The following is an 18,136-nucleotide window of genomic DNA, read 5'->3' on the forward strand; positions in this document are numbered from 1 at the left end:
CTATTAGAACTGGTTTATTAATTTATTCCAAAAATTATGCATAAAACTTGATTTTTTATCTTTTTTGGTTTCAACTTTTGTTAATTCTGTTTTTTCATCTTCAAAATCTCTCTGTTCTTGAAAAATTTCTTCAAAATTTTTATTTTCTTCTTCATGTTCTTTTATGGTGAGATTTTGTTTTATCTGTTTGTTGATAAATTCAGGCTCTCCTTTGTATCTTAGTTTTTCATTAGAATCTAATTCATAAGGAGTAAAATGTCCACCACCATATAAACAAAGACCTATAGCGCAGCTATTTTCTGCATCTTCAAAAATTTCTTTAAAGCCATCCATAGTATCTTTTTTTGCGGTCGCTATTCTAACAGCTTTATTATCAAAATAAGCTGAAGCAAGTTTGTCAAGTCCTGCAAATTTTGTCATTCCACCTGTTAATACTATGCCTGCTCCTGCTTGATTTGCACAAGCATTATCACTTAGCATTTTAGCCAAAATAATAATAGTTTCTTCAATTCTTGCATAAATAACATTAGATATAACTTCTACTGAAACTTCATTTTTTCTTTTTTCATCCCCCATATATGGAATTTGTATAATTGAGTTTTCATTTTGTGCTAAAGATGCATAATTTAATTTTAGTTTTTCTGCTTCTTTTGGTGGGGTATGCAAAGCTATGGATAAATCATTAGTGATATTTACTGAACCAATTTGTAAGCATTCATTATATCGTATAGAATTACCCGCATGAATGACCATATCACAAACCGCTCCACCCATATCGATTAAAATAGCACCTAGTTCTTTTTCACTATCATCAAAGCATGCGATAGAAGAAGCATATCCTGAAAGAACGATATTATCTACTCTAAGATCAGCAAGCTCAACTGCTTTTTTTAGATTTTTAATATGCACTTCTTGCGAGATTACAATATGTGTAGAAACTTCAAGACGATTTCCACTCATTCCCAAAGGATCTTCTACATGCTCAAGATCATTTACTTTAAAATTATAAGGCAATACATGAATGATTTCATATCCACTAGGTATATTTGCGGTATGTTTTGCTGTGCTTACTGCTCTGTGAATTTCTTTAATACCTATTTCATGATTTGGTATATTAACTACACCTATACTGTCTACACTTTTTGCATAAGCACCTGAAATAGATACAATTACTTTATCATAATGCACACCTGACATCATTTGTGCATCGGCTACTGCCTCTTCTATAGATTTTGAAGCAAGCTCTATATTGGTAATTGCTCCTTTTTTTATACCATTTGATTTTGATTTTCCAAAACCAATGATTTTAAGTCCTTCTTCACTTTTTTGTGCCAAAATAGCACAAGTTTGTATTGAGCCTAAATCAATTCCTAAAATATTCAATTTGTATTTCCTTTATAATAGCGTTGGATTGGATATAATTCTATAAGTTTTTTTAATAATTCTTCCTTAAGTAAAGCTTGTTTAGTTTGTTTGGCACTTTGTTCTATGATAAATTTATAAATTTCTTCTTTATCTTTGTTTTCTAGAGTTTGCTTTGTAATTTCATAAACTATTGCTTTATCATCAAATAAAACATAAGATTTAGCTTTATTTGAGTCAAATACATGCATTAAAAACTCACTAAATTCAGCATCATTTATCATTTCACCTACTTTTGCTCCTTTACTTGAGTCGCGACTATAAGTTCCTATATCTATGCCTTGGAAATTATCTAGTGCAAGCTTTGCTTTTTCTTCTAATAAAGTTTTAGTTTTTTCTCTGATGTAAAGTTTGCTCACTTCATTTTTGGCTTGCTCAAAAGTCATAGTCTGTATAGGATTTATTTTTATAAGTTTTGCAACCATATAGCCGTTTTCAAATTTAAAAGGTTTGATAAAATCATTTTCTTTAGCTTTTTGTATGTTTTCTAAAGGGTAATAAATATCAGCATCGCTTATTGTGATGTTTTTGTCAAAACTAAGCTCGTTTTTTCTCAAAGCAACATAGCTTTCATTAGCTTTAAGTTTAAGCTTGGAAAGTTTTAAATCTTTTATAACTTTATCTTTGCTTTGTTCTAAGCTTAGAATTTTTCCTGCAAAATCTTTATAGTCATTTTTATTTTCTTCATAGTAAGCTTGAATTTCTTTATCAACAACTGTGATTGTATTAGGATCTAAAAAATAAGTTGCAAGCTCATAGCTTTTTTGTGTTTTATATAGGTTTTTGTTTTTTTCCCAAGTTTGTTTTAGTTCTTTTTCATCAATAGGAATATTTTTATTATCAAGTTTTATTATTTGAATTTTTAAATTATCTTGCATTAAAAAACTTGCACCAAACATATCAAACTCATTTTGTTTGATTTGTAAATTTAAAATAGCATTGATTTTTTTAAGCAATAATTCATCATGGATAATTTTTTCATAAGCTTTTGGCGTATAGTTGTTTCTTGCAAGTAAATTATAATATAAATCTTTATCAAAAACACCTGAAGCATTATGAAAGATTTTTTGATGCGCTAAATCATAAGCAATTTCTTCTTCGCTTACATTTAAACCTAAAGTTTTAGCATAAGAAAGCAGAAGTTTTTCTTGTATAAGTTCATTGATAGCTTGAGTATCTAAGCCATCTTTTTGTGCTTGTTCTTGTGTATAATTGCCATTGTTTAATTGTGAGTAGTAGTTAAATAATTGAGAATATTTTAGATTGAATTCATCATAGCTTATTTTTTCATCGCCTACTTTTGCAACAGAATTTGATCTATCGGTGTTAAAATCATAACTTCCCCAGCCAACAAAACCTGCTCCAACAAAAGCAATAACACTAATCCAAATAGTAATAACTAAATATTTTTTATGATGCTGCATCCAAGTGAGCATTTTTACCCCAATCCATAATTAATTAAATTAAACCATAAATTATAGGTAATTTGTGATTAATAAAAAATTAATTTTATGATTTTATGATAAATTTGTCTCTGCTAAATGGATAATTTTACAAGAATTTTCGATTAAATCTATTATTTTTCCAAGTTCATAGCTTGTTCTTCCATAAGCAAATATTCCATATCCTTTCACAACGACAAAATTTTGTTTTTGTTCTAACATATAACGATAAATTTCAGTTTGCGATCTATCATCCCAATCCTCATAACTTTTAGGATTGTAAACTCGAATTTTTTCTAAAAAAATTTCTCCAAAATAATCTTGAGGTGTTATGAAATCATGATTTAAACTCATGGATAAGGTATAAGCTGGATAAGCAAAACATACGAATTTAGCTTCAGGTATATTTTCATATATGCTTTTATGTATTTCACTATCGCTGCTTGCTTCATCCCAGCTATAATCTTTTGCAAATTTTAAGATACTTAAATTTTTTTCATCTAATTGATTCAAAAAAGCATTGCTTTTGTTGATAATAAATGAGCCTTGTGAAAGTTTTGCTGAAACAGAACCATGGCAAATTCCAAAAAAATTTTTTTTAAACATTGATGAGGATAGAATTTGAATTTGGGAAATAATATTTTCTTTATTCATTAAAAACCTTGTTTTAAACTTAGCTAAGGTATTATACTAAAAAATATTAAAAGGTATATTTTGCAAAGTCCACATATTCCTGTTTTATTACAAGAAGTTTTAAATACTTTTGATGATTTTGATAGCGGAGATTTTTTAGATTGTACTTTGGGTTATGGAGGGCATTCTAAAGCATTATTGCAAGCTCATGAAAAATTAAGATTAATTGCTTGCGATAAAGATTTAGAGGCTTTAAGTTTTTCCAAAGAGTTTTTAAAAAATTTTCAAGATAGAATAAGTTTTAATCATATAGGTTTTAAAGATATTTTAACTCAAATTTCAACGCAAAACATAAGAGGAATTTTAGCCGATATTGGTGTATCTTCTTTGCAGCTTGATAAAAATGATAGGGGTTTTTCACTAAATTCTGATTTTTTAGATATGAGAATGGATCAAAATAATCCTTTAAGTGCTAAAGAAGTAGTAAATTCTTACAACAAGGAAGCTTTAGAACGAATTTTTAAAGACTATGGAGATCTAGCGCCGGTTGCTTCAATGCTCGCTCAAAAAATTATCAATGCAAGAAGTCAAAAAGAGATTACAAGTGCAAAAGAATTAAGTCAAATTATAGGAAATGCTAAGTTAAAAGGACGCAATGTATCTTTAGCTTTGCTCGTATTTCAAGCTTTGCGTATAGAAGTAAATAATGAACTTGGTGAGTTAAAATCCTTACTTGAAAATATAGAGAAAGCAAAATTAAAAGATTGTAAATTAGCTATTATTAGCTTTCATTCTTTAGAGGATAGAATAGTAAAAAATACTTTTAAAAGATGGGAAAAAGACTGCATTTGTGATGAAAGAGCTATAAAATGCGAATGCGGTAAAGGACATAGTCTTGGTAAAATTTTAAGTAAAAAAGCTATAAGTGCCTCCAAAGAAGAAATAAGCTATAATAGTAGATCAAGTTGTGCAAAAATGAGAATTTTTTATTTTAGGTAAATAATGATTGAAGATGATTTTTTAAAAGAAAAACAAAATATACGCGAAAAAATGTTGAAATATTCTAGGGCTATTAAAGAAGGTAGACCTTATGAAGAGTATGAGCACAATTTCAATGAAAGCGATCGCATATTAAAAAATAGAATACAGCGTAAAAAAAGACCTAAATTTACAGACTTTGATGAAGAATATAAAGAAAAACCTAAAAAACAATCCGCTATTTATTTAAAAGAAGATTTGATAAATGTTAAATTAGAAGAAAAAAAGCCTTTTAAATTACAACTCAATTTTTTCAAAAAGCAAAAAGAAAAATTTGATAAAAAAAATGATAAAAATCTTAAGCCATCTAAAAATGTTAAAACTTTGCAGGAAGTAAAAAAAGTAGAAAAAATACAACAAGAAAAAAAAGATTCTATTCAAATATCTAAAATTCTTACTCAAAGTAATGTCTTTGTTACTTCAAAATTTCAAGATTTAAAAGAAAAAAGAAAAGAAAAAATCAAACTCAAACAAGAATTAAAAGAGCAAAAAAAAATCGAACAAGAAAAAATAAAAAAAGCTCAAGAAGAATTAAAAGAAAAAGAAAGATTAGCTAAGCAAGAGCAAAAAATTTTAGAAGAAAAAGTAAGGCTTGAAGAAAACCAAGAATATAATCAAGAAGATAAATACGAACTTTTAGATAGCATAGTAAGTGAGGAAAATAAAAATTTAACCCCTAAAAATTTATTATACGCAGGTTTGATGATAGCATTTGCTTTATTGATATTTTTCCCACAAATTTATATTAGAAATCAAATTTATTATGTAAGTAGAGAAATAGCAGATTTAAGATCGCAAGAATTAGTTTTAGATGAAGAAAACAAAGAGCTTCAAAGACAGCTTGAAGCATTGTATTTTCAAAATCAAGTTTTAGACTTTTTAGATTAATCTTGTGTTTGAATGATTTTCTCCAAAACATATTGTTCAAGTTGATTTTTTGGAATTTCTTCTTTAATGGCTTGGTTATAAATATTTTCTGCTATTTTTGAATATTTTTCATAAGCAAAATATGGAAAATGTAAAGTCCAGGCTTTTTTCAATAATCTTTTGCTTATTACTTTTCTAGTATAAATTTTAAAAATATCATAGCCAACAAAAACACAAGCGGTAACAAAAATAGCACTTAAGATACTAATATGAAAATCAATAATTGTTAAAAAATAATGGCTGATGATAAGCATAGGAACTAAAATAGCTATACAAAAAAGGGTATATATAAGATAAGAATTGAATACCTTAAATTTAAAATTTAATTTCGCAGGATCTATCATCATACCTTCATTTAACAAGGCATTTGCTTCTAATAAATCTTTTAAATTAACAGGTTGATTTGAAACTTTAAAAATAAAGTTTAAAATAAATTCTTGTATTTTCATTGTTTTACCTAGTAAGTATGTGATTTTTGTGATTTTAGCATTTTTGTTTTTAAATAAGATAAATTTTAAGTCTTGTAAATGAAATCTTGTGTTAAAATTTACATTATTTTTGCATATAAAGAAAGAAAAAGATGGCAGATTCTAGATTTATGATGAATGTAAAAGGCATAGCTAAAAGTTTTATACCTAGAAAAATTTATCAAAATCAATTACAAAATATTTTCAAAGAGCTTTTAAAATCAAAAAATATAGATAATATTATTACTCGCTTAAATTATTACAATTTGCAAAATGATTTTTTTGATATAAAAAATTTTCAAAATTATGAAAAAATAGGAAAATTTCCCTTTAAAAAAACTTCTTATGCTTATGATGCTTATGCAATTAGTAAATATTTTAATGATGATTTTTTATGGATTGAAGGTTTTGGAGATATTAGTTATAATCTTAAATATCCAAGCATAGCTAAATCAAGACCAGTTGAAAATGGCTTTAATAATATCATTTTAAAATTAGACAAAAACAGACATTTTGATTTTATACAAGATAAAAACCAATTTGAAGATAAAAAAGACTTACTCTTTTTTAGAGGTGCAATTTATCAACCTCATCGTATTAAATTTTTTGAAAAATATTTTGATAATCCTTGCTGTGATATTGCTCATGTTGGCGGTAGAAAAATTCAAGCCGAAAAATGGATTAAAAATTTAAATTTTAAAATTAGCAGAGCCTATCAAACGCAGTTTAAATTTTTACTTTCATTGGAAGGTAATGATGTAGCAAGCAACTTAAAGTGGGCGATGAAAACAAATTCTTTAGTTTTAGCCCCAAAAATGCGTTATGAAACTTGGTTTATGGAAGGAAAGTTAGTTCCAAATGAGCATTTTGCTTTGATTGATGATGATTATGAAAATGTAGAAGCTTTGCTTGATTATTATTTAGCTAATCCACATAGAGCAAAAGAAATCATACAAAATGCTCATGCTTATATAGAGCAATTTTTAGATGAAAAGATAGAATTTTATATAGGAATTTTAGTTTTAGCTAAGTATTTTTATTATTCTAATCAGCTTGATTTACCAAAAGATATTATTAATTTATTTGATTAAAAGGAGAGTTTATGCAAGAGATGGAAATAGTATTTTTAAATGATGAATTTATAAAAGCTAGCGAAGCTAAAGTGAGTATTTTTGATAGAGGTTTTATCTTTGGAGATGGAATTTATGAAGTAGTTCCTGTGGTAAATGCAAAAATAGCTGATAAGGAAGAATTTTGGGAGCGTTTTGAGCGTAGTTTAGCCCAAATTGATCTACAAATTCCTTATACAAAAGAAGAATTTGAAAATATTTTAAAGCAATTAATCATTAAAAATTCTCTCAAAGAAGGCGGGCTTTATATGCAAATTACCAGAGGGGTTGCTAGTAGAAATTTTGCTCTTTTAAAGGGGTTAAAACCTACTATTATGGCCTTTGCTTTTGAATGCAAGGTGATTGAGCATGAGTTTGCTAAAAATGGAGTAAGTGTTATTTCAACAGCTGATTTAAGGTGGAAAAGAAGGGATATAAAATCAATTTCTTTATTAGCTCAATGTCTTGCAAAAGAAGAAGCTGTTAAAGCTAGGGTTTTTGAAGCTTTTATGGTAGAAAATGCTTTAGTAACGGAAGCTTCTAGTAGTTCAGCTTTTATTATAAAAGATAAAACTTTAATCACTAAGCCATTTTCTAATGAAATCTTACCAGGAATTCGCCGTAAAAATATCTTAAAATTTGCAAAAGAACTTGATCTTAAAGTAGATCAAAGAGCTTTTAGTATGAAAGAAGTGTATGAGGCTGATGAGGTGTTTATTTCTGCGGCTACTTTTTTGATTTTAGGTGTTATAAAAGCAGATAGTAAGGTAATTAATGATGGTAAGGTGGGCTTTTATACCCAAAAACTAAGAGAAAAATATGTAGAAAAAATTCAAAAAGAGGTTTTTTAATCAAAACCCGCATTAGTAAATTCTTTAGGATTATCTAGAGCGTAGTGAAACTTTTCCCAGTCTATTTGTTTATCCCAAATAGCTACGATTAAAGCTGCTACGCTATTACCACATAAATTTCCCACAGCACGAATTTCAGACATAAATTTATCCACGCCCAAAAGTATAGAAATGGCAGCCACAGGTAAAACCTCGCCCAAACTTGCTCCTAAGCCATTGTTAGCTTCTGCAATGTGCATATTAGATAAAGCCGCAAGTGTACTTCCTAGTATAATAAAACCTGATCCAGTCACACCAACAGCACCTTTTGAGGCTATCATAAGCACTATTAAAATGCTAATTTCATGAGTTAAAGAAAGTTCTACATTAAAAGCTTGAGCAAGGAAAATTAAACTCATAGCCAAATAAATATTAGTACAATCAAGATTAAAACTATATCCAGTTGGTAATACCAAGCCCACAGTGGCTTTTGAAATTCCTGCTTTTTCAAGTTTTCTCATAAGCGGAGCTAATGCTGATTCGCTAGAACTCGTGGCAAAAACTATTAAAACTTCTCTTGAGATAAAATGCATAAATTTAAAAATATTGACTTTAGCAATAAAACAAATAAGCCCTAAAACTCCAAAGATAAAAAGCAAAGAAGCAAGCAACATAACAATAAGCAAATAACCCAAATTTAATAAAGAATCAAGTCCATATTTTGCCACTAAAAAAGCCATCGCAGAAAAAGCGGCGATGGGAGAAAAATACATAATGATTTCTAAGATTTTAAAAACAAAACTTTGCATTATTTCTAAGGTTTTTTGTATAGCTTTTCTCTCATCAATTCTCATAAGCGAAATAATAAAAGCACAAGCTAGAGCTATAACTAAGATTTGCAAAGTTTTTCCTTCGCTAAAAGCAGCTATGATATCAGTAGGTATAGCATCTTTTAAAATATGCAAAATTTCATTTTGTGCACTTATTTCTATATTTTTATTAACAAATTGAGCTACACTTTCTTGATCTAGAGTGCTTGGATCAAGGTTCATTCCTTTACCAGGTCCCATAATGTTTGCCATAAAAATGCCAATAGCTAAAGCAAAAGTGCTTACTATTTCAAAATAAAGCAAAGCTTTAGCTCCTATGCTTCCAACTTGTTTTAAGCTTTCAAGACTAATAACACCTAAAACAATAGTTAAAAATATAATAGGACCTATGAGAATTTTTAAAGCTTGTATAAAATAATCTACACCGATTTTACTAGCTAATGCAAATTCCTTATCTAATAAGCCAAGGCAAATACCAGCTATAATTCCTATAATCACCCAAAAACCTAAATTTTTTAACATTTTTTTGAGCTTGCTTGGTTTTTCATGAGTAATAACTAGCATAAAAAACTCCTTGTAATTTTAAAAAACGATACATATTAGCAAAGAAAAACTTATTTTTATTGTTAAAATAAATAAAAAATAAATATAAAAGCTAAAAATAATAATTTTTTATCTTATTTTGTAGATAAAAGTAGCATTTTGTAGTATTTTTGTATGATTTATTATGAAATAAATAATGATAATGTTTATCTAAATTTAAGAAAGCTAGTACTATACTTGTGACTATGATTTTAAAAATGAATATCATTTCGGAGTAAAATAGTGTTTAAAAAAATAAGTTTATTAATGATTTTTTTATTTTGTTCTTTAACACTTGCTAGGGATATTGATTATCAAAAAGAAAGTCAAAATATTAAGCAAATTTTGAATGAAAGCATGGTGTTATATAAAGATAATAAAAATTTAGAAGCTAAGAAAAAAGCTGAAGATGCATATTTTCAGCATTTTGAAACCATGGAAGGCTCTATTGGTCGTAATGTCGGTAGAAAAGTCATTGTGATGGAGCGTAAATTTATTAATTTAAGAAAAATGTATAAAGATAAAGAAGATATTTCTAAGATAGAAGCTTTAATTAGTAGCTTGTATTTTGATTTAGATGAAGTCGTTCCTATATTAGAAAAAGGATTTCAATTAAAAGCTGAAGCTAGTGATATAAATTATGATAAAAAAGCAGCTGAAAGCTCATCTTTAAAAGCAGAAAAAGAGCGTCAAGCGCAAGCTGAAGCTATGTTTGCATCTTTACTTGGAGAGGATGTTAAAGGACAAACATCATCAAATTTGACTCAAAATTCAACTACTCAAGAGCAAAATATCCAAAAAGACGAAACATTATTAGCCTTACAAGAAGCTTCAGCTATGGATGCAAGATTACAATTTTTAATGGATTCAATGATTTCAAAACTTGATCAAGCAGCATTGGCTTTTGTAAATAAAGATTACCAAAAAGCTAAAGATTTAATCCAATCAGCATTATTCGAAGATTATAGAAATTCAAAGGTAGAAGTTTTAGTAGCAAGATACACAAAAGCGGGTATGGATAAAAAAATTCAAACAAAACTTAGAACTATAATAAGAAAAATCAACAATAACACTTTGGATGAAAAAGCTATAAGAGATGAAATTTCAGACATATCAGATTTATTATATGAAGCATTCCTAGCTTTACCTAAAGAAGAATTAGCTTTACTTCAGGTTAAAGGCTTTAATGAAAGTGTTATGAGTACTAAAAACTATACTAAAGTATATGATGATATAAAAATTGCACTTAATAATATTTTACAAAATTATGATGGTTTTAATTTAAATAGCATAGATGCTTTACAAAATGTTTATTTGGATATTTTTGAAGCAAGTGGTATGGAAAGTAAAATTGGTGCTATTGATAGTGCTTTAAAATTAAAAATAGAAAGTTATTTTTCAAAAGGTGTTGCACTTATTAAAGCAAGTGCTTCTAAAGAAGAATTAAAACAGAATTTTGATGAGCTTGGTGCATTAATTGAAAATTCTTTGGATAAAATTCAAGAATCTTCACCTATGTCTTTATTTATATGGGCTTTGGGTATTATCTTAAGAGAAGGTTTAGAGGCTTTAATCATTGTTGTAGCCATAGTTTCATATTTAGTTCAAAGTGGCAATAAAAAGCGTTTAAGTATAGTATATTCAGCACTTTGGAGTGGAGTATTTTTAAGTTTTGTAACTGCATTTTTTATTTCATGGATTTTTAAAGAACAAGCAGGGCAAAGTAGAGAATTTTTAGAGGGCATTACTATGCTTGTGGCTGTTGTATTACTATTTTATGTCGGTTTTTGGCTTTTATCAAATGCGCAAAATAAAAAATGGGCAAATTATGTAAAAACTCAAGCAGTTGAAGCTATCTCAAATAATTCAGCAAAAACTTTATGGTTTAGTGTGTTTTTAGCTGTATACAGAGAAGGTGCTGAAACTATTCTTTTTTATCAAGCTTTATTATTTGATGCAAAAACAAGCACAGATTATAGTTTTATATTTATAGGATTAGCTAGTGGATTAATTATACTTATAATACTTTATTATTTATTAAAAGCTGGTGCTTTAAAAATACCAGTAAAACAATTTTTCTATATAACTTCATACATTATTTTTTATATGGTCTTTGTCTTTACAGGCAAAGGCATTGGTGAGCTCATAGAAGCTAAGGTTATTACCCCAAGCTTGCTTCCTTTTGATTTTGAAGGAATTTTATGGCTTGGAATTTATCCTTACTATGAGAGCATTATACCTCAGTTTATGGTTTTAATCTTACTCATTATGGGTATTTTTATAACAAAGCAAATTTCAAATAAAAGGGAAAAAATATGAAAAAAACTTTATTAAGTTTAGGTGCAGCAGCTAGTATTTTAGCTAGTTCAGTTTTTGCAGCAGAGGTGCCAATTGGCGATCCTTATGAATTAAATGGTATGGAAATAGCAGCAGTTTATTTACAGCCAATCGAAATGGAGCCAAGAGGGATTGATCTTGCAGCAAGTTTAGCAGATATTCACCTTGAAGCAGATATTCATGCATTAAAGGGCAATAAAAACGGCTTTCCAGAAGGTTTTTGGATTCCTTATTTAACTATAGCTTATAAGCTAACTAATCTTGACAATGGTAAAGTAAAAACAGGAACTCTTATGCCTATGGTAGCAGATGATGGCCCTCACTATGGTGCAAATTTAAAAATGGATACAGGTATTGGAAATTACGAGTTAGTATTTTTAATAGAAAGCCCAGAAAAACAAGGTTTTGGACGCCATGTTGATAAAGAAACGGGTGTTGGTAAATGGTTTGAGCCATTTTCAGTTAAATACAACTTTAAATACACAGGAAAACCTAAGTGATTTTTTCCCTAGCTTTTTGCTAGGGTTTATTTATAAAATTATTGATTTTATAAATAAATTCTATCAAAGAAGAGCCTATGTCGATTTATTTTGTACATTTTTTTGGAGTATTTTTTTCTTACGCACTTTTAAGTGCTTTATTTTTTTATAATCTAAAAAATTCTTTAGTGTTTAAACTTGCTTTTGTGGGTTTTGTTTTTTCTTATTTTGCTTTTTTTATTAGCGCTAAAACACTAAGTTATGATTTGTTGTATTTTTCTAATGATGTTTTATTTGTTTTATTGTTTTTAAGTGTTATCATTTTTTCTTTTATAAAAAATAATTTTTTAAAAGAAAAAATTCAAGCAATATTGCTTTTTTTATTATCTTTTGCTTTTGGTATAAAATACTTACATATTTCTATCGACTTTCCTATATTAAGCACTAATTTTTTAGATTCTTTAGCGATTAGTTCTTTTGGGCTTATTTTGCTTGCTTTTGTGATGTGTTTTGGGGTTTATCTTTTTACAAGATGGCTAAGGGAATTTAAATTTAAGTTTTTAAATTTATTTTTACTCATTATCGTGATTTTTTATCTAAATGAAGCTTTAGCACAAATTTTATTGCACCTTATGAGAGAAGGTGTGATAGAAACAGAAAGTTTATATTTAAGCTATGTGGCAAAAAGTGTATATTATGCTAAATTCTATACATATATATGGTTTTTATTGCTAGGAATTTGTATAGTTTTAGCTTTAAAGCAAAGAGTGAGTGAAAACAGCAAGAAAAAAGATTTTGATATAGAATTTAGAAAAAATCAAGCAAAAAATTCAACTATAACTAATTTTAGTGCAAGTATTTTTAGTGCTATGATTTTAAGTCTTTGTATTTTTCTCTTTTATGACTTGCATGCTTCAAGACCAATCACCATAGACGAGCCAACCTATGTAGAGCCAAATGAAAATAATGAATTTGTTTTTGATGTGGCAATATTAAGAGATAATAACTTACATCGCTTTGCTTATATTAGCGATGAGGGTAAAGTGGTAAGATTTTTCTTAATTAACAAAAGAGAAGATAAAGACTCTCCAGTAGCAGTTTTTGATGCTTGTAGTATATGTGGAGATATGGGGTATGTTAAAAAAGGTGGAGAGTTAATTTGTATTTCATGTAATGTTAGAATTTTCTTACCAAGTGTAGGTAAGGCAGGTGGGTGTAATCCTATCCCTATGAAATATAAATTTGAAAATGGTAAAGTTATCATACCTTTTTCAGAAATTTTAGATGGGGTAAATTTTTTCACTCAAGTAGTAGAAAAGAAAGTTTATGATCCTATTGATCATACCGAGCTTATTAACTTAAAAGCACCAAGATCTTATGTTTATAAAGGAAGAACATATTTTTTTGCTAATGAAAAAAATTATGAAGAGTTTAAAAACGATCCTTTAAAATACATTGATATGAATAAATCTTCAAAATATAGAATTCATAATTTATTAGGAAATGACTATGCAAGTTAAGATTGTAAAAAACTCTATTTTTCAAAATAAAATCCAAAAATCTCTAGCCTTACTAACGATTTTTTTAGCTACTTTACTTATGGCTACTATGTTAAATCTTACTTTGGGTATAGGTAATGAAATTACAAAAGAATTAAGAAGTTATGGATCAAACATTTTAGTTTTACCTAAAGGTGCAAGTTTGAGTGTAGAAGTGGGTAATAAAATTTATGAGCCATTGAAAAATCAAAATTTTTTAGAAGAAAACAAGCTCCATACTATAAAAGAAATTTTTTGGAGAAATAATATCAATGCCTTTGCGCCATTTTTAGATACTCAGGTAAAAATTCAAACTCCAAATGCAAATTATGAAAATATCTCTTTAGTGGGAACTTATTTTGATAAGGCTATAAAGATTCAAGATGATGATGATTTTTATGCAGGTATTAAAGAATTATACAAATATAGTCAAATCAAAGGAAATTACCCAAAAGATGATAGTTTAGATGAAATAATGCTAGGAATAGATTTAGCACAAAAGTATGATTTAAAAATAGATGATGAAATCACCCTTGTGCAAAATGATCAAATTTTTAAAGTAAAAATTGTTGGTATTATGGATTTAACTCAAGCTTTTTCAAATAAAATCATCACTTCTTTACTTTTAGCACAAAAGCTTTCTAAAAAAGAAGGTTTATTCTCAAAAGCAGAAGTTTCAGCTTTGACTATACCTGAAAATGATTTAGCGCAAAAAGCAAGACGCGATGTAGATAGTCTTGATCAGCTTGAGTATGATCAGTGGTATTGCACTGCTTATGTAAGTTCTATTGCCTATCAAATTGCAGAAGATTTTAAAGGTGCAAGCACAAAAGTAGTGAGTGCGATTTCAGATGCAGAAAGTTTGATAGTATCTAAAATTCAATCTTTAATGGCAGTAGTTAGCATTATATGCTTAATCGTAGCTTCCATAGCTATATCATCTTTAATGAGTGCGGATATTTTTAGAAGAAAAAGTGAAATAGGGCTTTTAAAAGCTTTAGGTGCTAGCACTTTGCAAATTTATATGATTTTTGCGTTAGAAGGGGTTGTGGTAGCTTTAGTTGGGGCTGTTTTGGGTTTTGCTTTTGGTATAGGTATGTCAGAGATTATCGCCTTGAGTATATTTGAACATACCATTGAAATTTCTTGGATTATCCTACCAATTTGTTTATTTTTTGCAGTGCTTATAGTATTTTTAGGATGCTTGTTTTCTATCAAAGGAATTTCTAAACTTTCTACTTCAGAGGTTTTATATGGGAAATAATTTTTTTATGCAAGAGGTTTTTAAATCTCTTATTTTTTCTTATAAAAGAGTTTGTATTATTTTTATAGCTGTGTTCATGGGTGCTATGGTAAGTGCTTCGTTTTTTAATATTTATTTTGATATTGACACAAAATTATCCAAAGAATTAAAAGCTTATGGAGCTAATTTTATCATCACGCCAAAAGATGATGAGTTTTTAAGCATGGATGAATTTAATCAAGCCAAAGAAAACTTGAAAGCAAAGGCTTTAACCCCATTTTTATATGGTTTTTATAATCTTGAAAGTTCAAGTGCGGTAGTTGTTGGGGTTGATTTTGCAAATTTAAAGCTTACCAAGCCTTTTATGGAGGTTTTAAAAGGAAGCTTTTCTTTGAGTGATTTTAGTGAAGATAGTGCCTTTGTGGGGGCTGATTTAGCTAAACAATTAGAGCTTAAAATAGGACAAGAATTGCAAATTTATAACCCAAGTATATCTAAAATAGTCAAAGTAAAAATCAAAGCTATTTTAAGAAGCAATGATGAGCAAGATGGGGTTTTAATCATCTCTTTAAAAAAAGCTCAAGAGTTAGCAGCTAAAGAAGTGATAAATTATGCTCAAGCTATTTTACTAGGTGATTATGAAAGCTTAGATCAAAAAGCAAAAGAACTTAGCAAGGCTAATGTAGAAGCCAAAGTCATAGCTTCAGTATCCATTAGTGAAGGTGTGATTTTAGAAAAGATCAAGGCTTTGATGGCTTTGATTAGTTTAACTATTTTGCTCATTAGTTCTTTGAGTGTAAATACCACTCTTAGTGCAGTGATTTTTTCAAGAAAAAAAGAAATAGCCTTGCACCTTGCACTAGGAGCTAAGTATAAAGAAGTTATTAAACTTTTTGGAGCTGAAGTGTTTATTTTAAGCTTGAGTGCGAGTTTGCTCGGCGCTTTTTGCGGATATTTTTTAGCAAATATTTTTGGGTATTTGATTTTTAATGCAAGTATAGATTTTAGATTGCTTTCGGTGTTTTTTGCAGTGCTTGTTTCTTTAGTATTTGCATTTTTTGCAAGTATCTTACCGCTAAAAAAAGCTTTAAAAATCAATGTTTGTGAAAATTTAAAGGGTGAGTGATGAAAAATATTATAAAAATTTCAAATTTAAATCGTAATTTTAATGAAGTTAAAGCTTTGCAAAATATCAACCTAGAAGTAAAGCAAGGCGAATGGCTAGCCATTATGGGCCCATCAGGTTCAGGTAAATCAACACTTTTAAATATACTTTCTTTAATGGATACTCAAAGTAGTGGGGAGTATTTTTTAGATGATAAAGAAGTTGGAAATTTAAGTGAAGAAGAAAAAAGCGTAATTAGAAGAGAAAAAATAGGTTTGATTTTTCAACAATTTCATTTAATACCTTATTTAAATGCTTTAGAAAATGTCATGCTAGCTCAGTTTTATCACTCAAGTATAGAACAAAAAGACGCTATAATGGCACTAGAAAAAGTAGGGCTTTCACACAGACTTACGCATTTACCTAGCCAATTAAGTGGCGGGGAGCAACAAAGGCTATGTATAGCAAGAGCTTTAGTGAATGATCCTGAAATTTTATTAGCAGATGAGCCAACTGGAAATTTAGATGAGGCAAATGAAAAAAATATTCTAGAGCTTTTTTGTAAATTAAAACAAGATGGTAAAACCATAGTTTTAATCACTCACAATCCAGACTTAGCTACTTTTGCTGATAGAACTATCATTTTAAGCCATGGAGTGATGAAAAGTGAAAATTAAGAGTATAATTTTAGCTTGTTTATGTTTAGTTTTTTTAAGTGCATGTTTTGAAAACAACAATAAAAATGGCGGCAAAGTAGGCTTAAAAGCACCAGAAATCGCAGCTAAAAATTTAGAAGGTAAGAAAATCAAACTAGCTGATTTTGATAATCTCATTGTTTTAACCTTTGTAGAGCAAGGTTGTGCATCTTGTTTAAAAGACTTACCACTCTTGGAAAAACTAGCTAACGAATACCCTAAAAAAATCACTATTTTAGCACTTGATTCTGTGGATAAGGGGAAAGATTTTGAAGAATTTGCTACAAAATATGATTATAAAAATATTATATTTTTGCAAGATGATTTAGATATATCATGGCAAAGATTTAACATTTTTGCAGTACCAACAACTTTTGTCATTAAAGATGGAGTTGTGCAAGATAAAATTATAGGAGAAAAACCATGGTCACAACTAAAAGCTTCTATTGCTTCTTGGCTTTAATAAGTGTTTTTTTCTTTAGTGCATGCTCAAATAATGAATTTCAAACCTTAAATTCAAGTCAAAACTATACTTTTAAATACGATGGTTTTGAAAAAACCTTAAAAACACAAAATGCAAATCAAGCTTATGCTTTATTTTTTTTCACGCAAGATTGTGGTGCGTGTAATGCACAAATTCCGATGCTAAATGAACTTTATAGAGAAAGAAATTTTCCTATTTTAGCGGTGTTAAATGGAGCTAAATCAAAAGAAGAAGCCCAAAAAATTCTTTTGGAAAAAAAGTTAAATTTACCACTTATGTATGAAGCTAAAGCAAGCTCATTTTTGTCTAAGGCCGTGGGTGGAATTTATGGTGTACCTGTGATAGTTTTTTATGATGAAAAAGGCAAAATAAATGAAAAATTCATCGGACTTACTCCAAAAAGTGTTTTAGAAAATAAAATTAAATTTTTACAATAACTACTGCTAACTTTTTTAAGTTTATTTTTAATTAAAAAATAAAATTTGCAATTATTTTTTTAAGTGATTTTTTATGTACTCTAAAATGCAAATATATTGTTAATGTTATTGATAGGCTGTATGTTGATTGTTTGGTATGTTACAAAAATACCCAATTAAAATAATTAACCTAAAAGCCTATAAGCAAGCATTTTGATAATTTTTTTCAAAATGAGATATTTTATATCTTATTCTTAATTTAAGCTTAAATTTATATGCATAGCAGTAGTATAACTTTTTTATGAAAATATAAAATTTCTAGGAGGTATTTTAAATACCATGAAAAGATTATTTTTTAATTTAAACCTTAGGGGGGGGGATATTGTTCAGTCATATTTTGAGAAAATATTGCATGATATTAAAATTTTTCTTACTCACTATATTTTCCTTAAACTCTTTAGAAGCTGCCACCCAGGCAAATTATGATAAAACTTCTAATGCTTATATTATTAAACAGCACAAATTTAATAATAATGATGTTTATGATTATAATCTTGAT

The 18,136-nt window shown here is 28.2% G+C and carries 17 protein-coding genes; 12 read left to right on the forward strand and 5 right to left on the reverse strand.

Going from position 1 to position 18,136, the window contains the following annotated elements:
- Positions 1 to 3 precede the first annotated feature (3 nt).
- From ftsA to E2O22_RS07250, 3 genes are all read right to left on the reverse strand, one after another.
- Positions 4 to 1,383 (reverse strand): cell division protein FtsA, encoded by a 1,380-nt coding sequence (gene ftsA / locus E2O22_RS07240; protein WP_133319901.1) that lies wholly within the window; start codon positions 1,381 to 1,383, stop codon positions 4 to 6.
- Positions 1,380 to 2,858, reverse strand: a complete 1,479-nt coding sequence (locus tag E2O22_RS07245) for a peptidylprolyl isomerase (RefSeq protein ID WP_133319902.1) — start codon at positions 2,856 to 2,858, stop codon at positions 1,380 to 1,382. Before E2O22_RS07245 ends, ftsA begins: the two co-directional genes overlap by 4 nt.
- An 81-nt stretch (positions 2,859 to 2,939) precedes the next feature.
- Positions 2,940 to 3,518, reverse strand: coding sequence for a class II aldolase and adducin N-terminal domain-containing protein (locus E2O22_RS07250; protein WP_133319903.1), 579 nt, complete (start codon positions 3,516 to 3,518; stop codon positions 2,940 to 2,942).
- Positions 3,519 to 3,578: 60 nt separating this feature from the next.
- On the opposite strand from E2O22_RS07250, the gene rsmH reads away from it, so the two are divergent.
- Positions 3,579 to 4,496 (forward strand): 16S rRNA (cytosine(1402)-N(4))-methyltransferase RsmH, encoded by a 918-nt coding sequence (gene rsmH, locus E2O22_RS07255; protein ID WP_133319904.1) that lies wholly within the window; start codon positions 3,579 to 3,581, stop codon positions 4,494 to 4,496.
- Positions 4,497 to 4,499: 3 nt separating this feature from the next.
- On the forward strand, positions 4,500 to 5,423 hold the full coding sequence (locus E2O22_RS07990) for a hypothetical protein (protein WP_207921006.1): 924 nt from the start codon (positions 4,500 to 4,502) through the stop codon (positions 5,421 to 5,423).
- On the opposite strand, the gene E2O22_RS07265 is transcribed toward E2O22_RS07990, so the two are convergent.
- Complete coding sequence (locus E2O22_RS07265) at positions 5,420 to 5,911, reverse strand: hypothetical protein (protein ID WP_133319905.1); 492 nt, start codon at positions 5,909 to 5,911, stop codon at positions 5,420 to 5,422. The genes E2O22_RS07990 and E2O22_RS07265 overlap by 4 nt on opposite strands.
- Positions 5,912 to 6,042: 131 nt before the next feature.
- Between E2O22_RS07265 and E2O22_RS07270 the strand changes: the two genes are divergently transcribed.
- Complete coding sequence (locus E2O22_RS07270) at positions 6,043 to 7,020, forward strand: glycosyl transferase family 90 (RefSeq protein ID WP_133319906.1); 978 nt, start codon at positions 6,043 to 6,045, stop codon at positions 7,018 to 7,020.
- Between the two features lie 11 nt (positions 7,021 to 7,031).
- A complete protein-coding gene (locus tag E2O22_RS07275; RefSeq protein ID WP_133319907.1) occupies positions 7,032 to 7,889 on the forward strand; it encodes a D-amino acid aminotransferase in 858 nt (285 codons plus the stop codon).
- Here the strand turns inward: E2O22_RS07275 and E2O22_RS07280 are convergent.
- Positions 7,886 to 9,262 carry a cation:dicarboxylate symporter family transporter gene (locus E2O22_RS07280; protein ID WP_243705662.1) on the reverse strand — a complete coding sequence of 459 codons (1,377 nt, stop codon included), beginning with the start codon at positions 9,260 to 9,262 and terminating at the stop codon, positions 7,886 to 7,888. The two genes, E2O22_RS07275 and E2O22_RS07280, sit on opposite strands and share 4 nt — an antisense overlap.
- A 285-nt stretch (positions 9,263 to 9,547) precedes the next feature.
- Between E2O22_RS07280 and E2O22_RS07285 the strand changes: the two genes are divergently transcribed.
- The 8 genes from E2O22_RS07285 to E2O22_RS07320 all read left to right on the forward strand — a co-directional run bounded on the left by E2O22_RS07285 (position 9,548) and on the right by E2O22_RS07320 (position 17,598).
- Positions 9,548 to 11,599: an FTR1 family iron permease gene (locus E2O22_RS07285; protein WP_133319908.1), complete on the forward strand. Its 2,052-nt coding sequence runs from the start codon at positions 9,548 to 9,550 to the stop codon at positions 11,597 to 11,599.
- Positions 11,596 to 12,117: a ferrirhodotorulic acid transporter, periplasmic binding protein gene (locus E2O22_RS07290; RefSeq protein ID WP_012661874.1), complete on the forward strand. Its 522-nt coding sequence runs from the start codon at positions 11,596 to 11,598 to the stop codon at positions 12,115 to 12,117. The genes E2O22_RS07285 and E2O22_RS07290 overlap by 4 nt, the downstream gene beginning before the upstream one ends.
- 77 nt (positions 12,118 to 12,194) lie before the next feature.
- Positions 12,195 to 13,616 carry a Fe-S-containing protein gene (locus E2O22_RS07295; protein WP_133319909.1) on the forward strand — a complete coding sequence of 474 codons (1,422 nt, stop codon included), beginning with the start codon at positions 12,195 to 12,197 and terminating at the stop codon, positions 13,614 to 13,616.
- Positions 13,606 to 14,898, forward strand: a complete 1,293-nt coding sequence (locus E2O22_RS07300; protein ID WP_133319910.1) for an ABC transporter permease — start codon at positions 13,606 to 13,608, stop codon at positions 14,896 to 14,898. The genes E2O22_RS07295 and E2O22_RS07300 overlap by 11 nt, the downstream gene beginning before the upstream one ends.
- Complete coding sequence (locus E2O22_RS07305; protein WP_133319911.1) at positions 14,888 to 16,003, forward strand: ABC transporter permease; 1,116 nt, start codon at positions 14,888 to 14,890, stop codon at positions 16,001 to 16,003. The genes E2O22_RS07300 and E2O22_RS07305 overlap by 11 nt, the downstream gene beginning before the upstream one ends.
- On the forward strand, positions 16,003 to 16,659 hold the full coding sequence (locus tag E2O22_RS07310) for an ABC transporter ATP-binding protein (RefSeq protein ID WP_012661870.1): 657 nt from the start codon (positions 16,003 to 16,005) through the stop codon (positions 16,657 to 16,659). Before E2O22_RS07305 ends, E2O22_RS07310 begins: the two co-directional genes overlap by 1 nt.
- Positions 16,649 to 17,140: a TlpA family protein disulfide reductase gene (locus E2O22_RS07315; RefSeq protein WP_133319912.1), complete on the forward strand. Its 492-nt coding sequence runs from the start codon at positions 16,649 to 16,651 to the stop codon at positions 17,138 to 17,140. Before E2O22_RS07310 ends, E2O22_RS07315 begins: the two co-directional genes overlap by 11 nt.
- Positions 17,101 to 17,598 carry a TlpA family protein disulfide reductase gene (locus E2O22_RS07320; RefSeq protein WP_133319913.1) on the forward strand — a complete coding sequence of 166 codons (498 nt, stop codon included), beginning with the start codon at positions 17,101 to 17,103 and terminating at the stop codon, positions 17,596 to 17,598. Before E2O22_RS07315 ends, E2O22_RS07320 begins: the two co-directional genes overlap by 40 nt.
- The last annotated feature ends 538 nt before the right edge of the window (positions 17,599 to 18,136 follow it).

This window comes from Campylobacter lari, from assembly GCF_004357905.1.
GTDB lineage: Bacteria > Campylobacterota > Campylobacteria > Campylobacterales > Campylobacteraceae > Campylobacter_D > Campylobacter_D lari_D.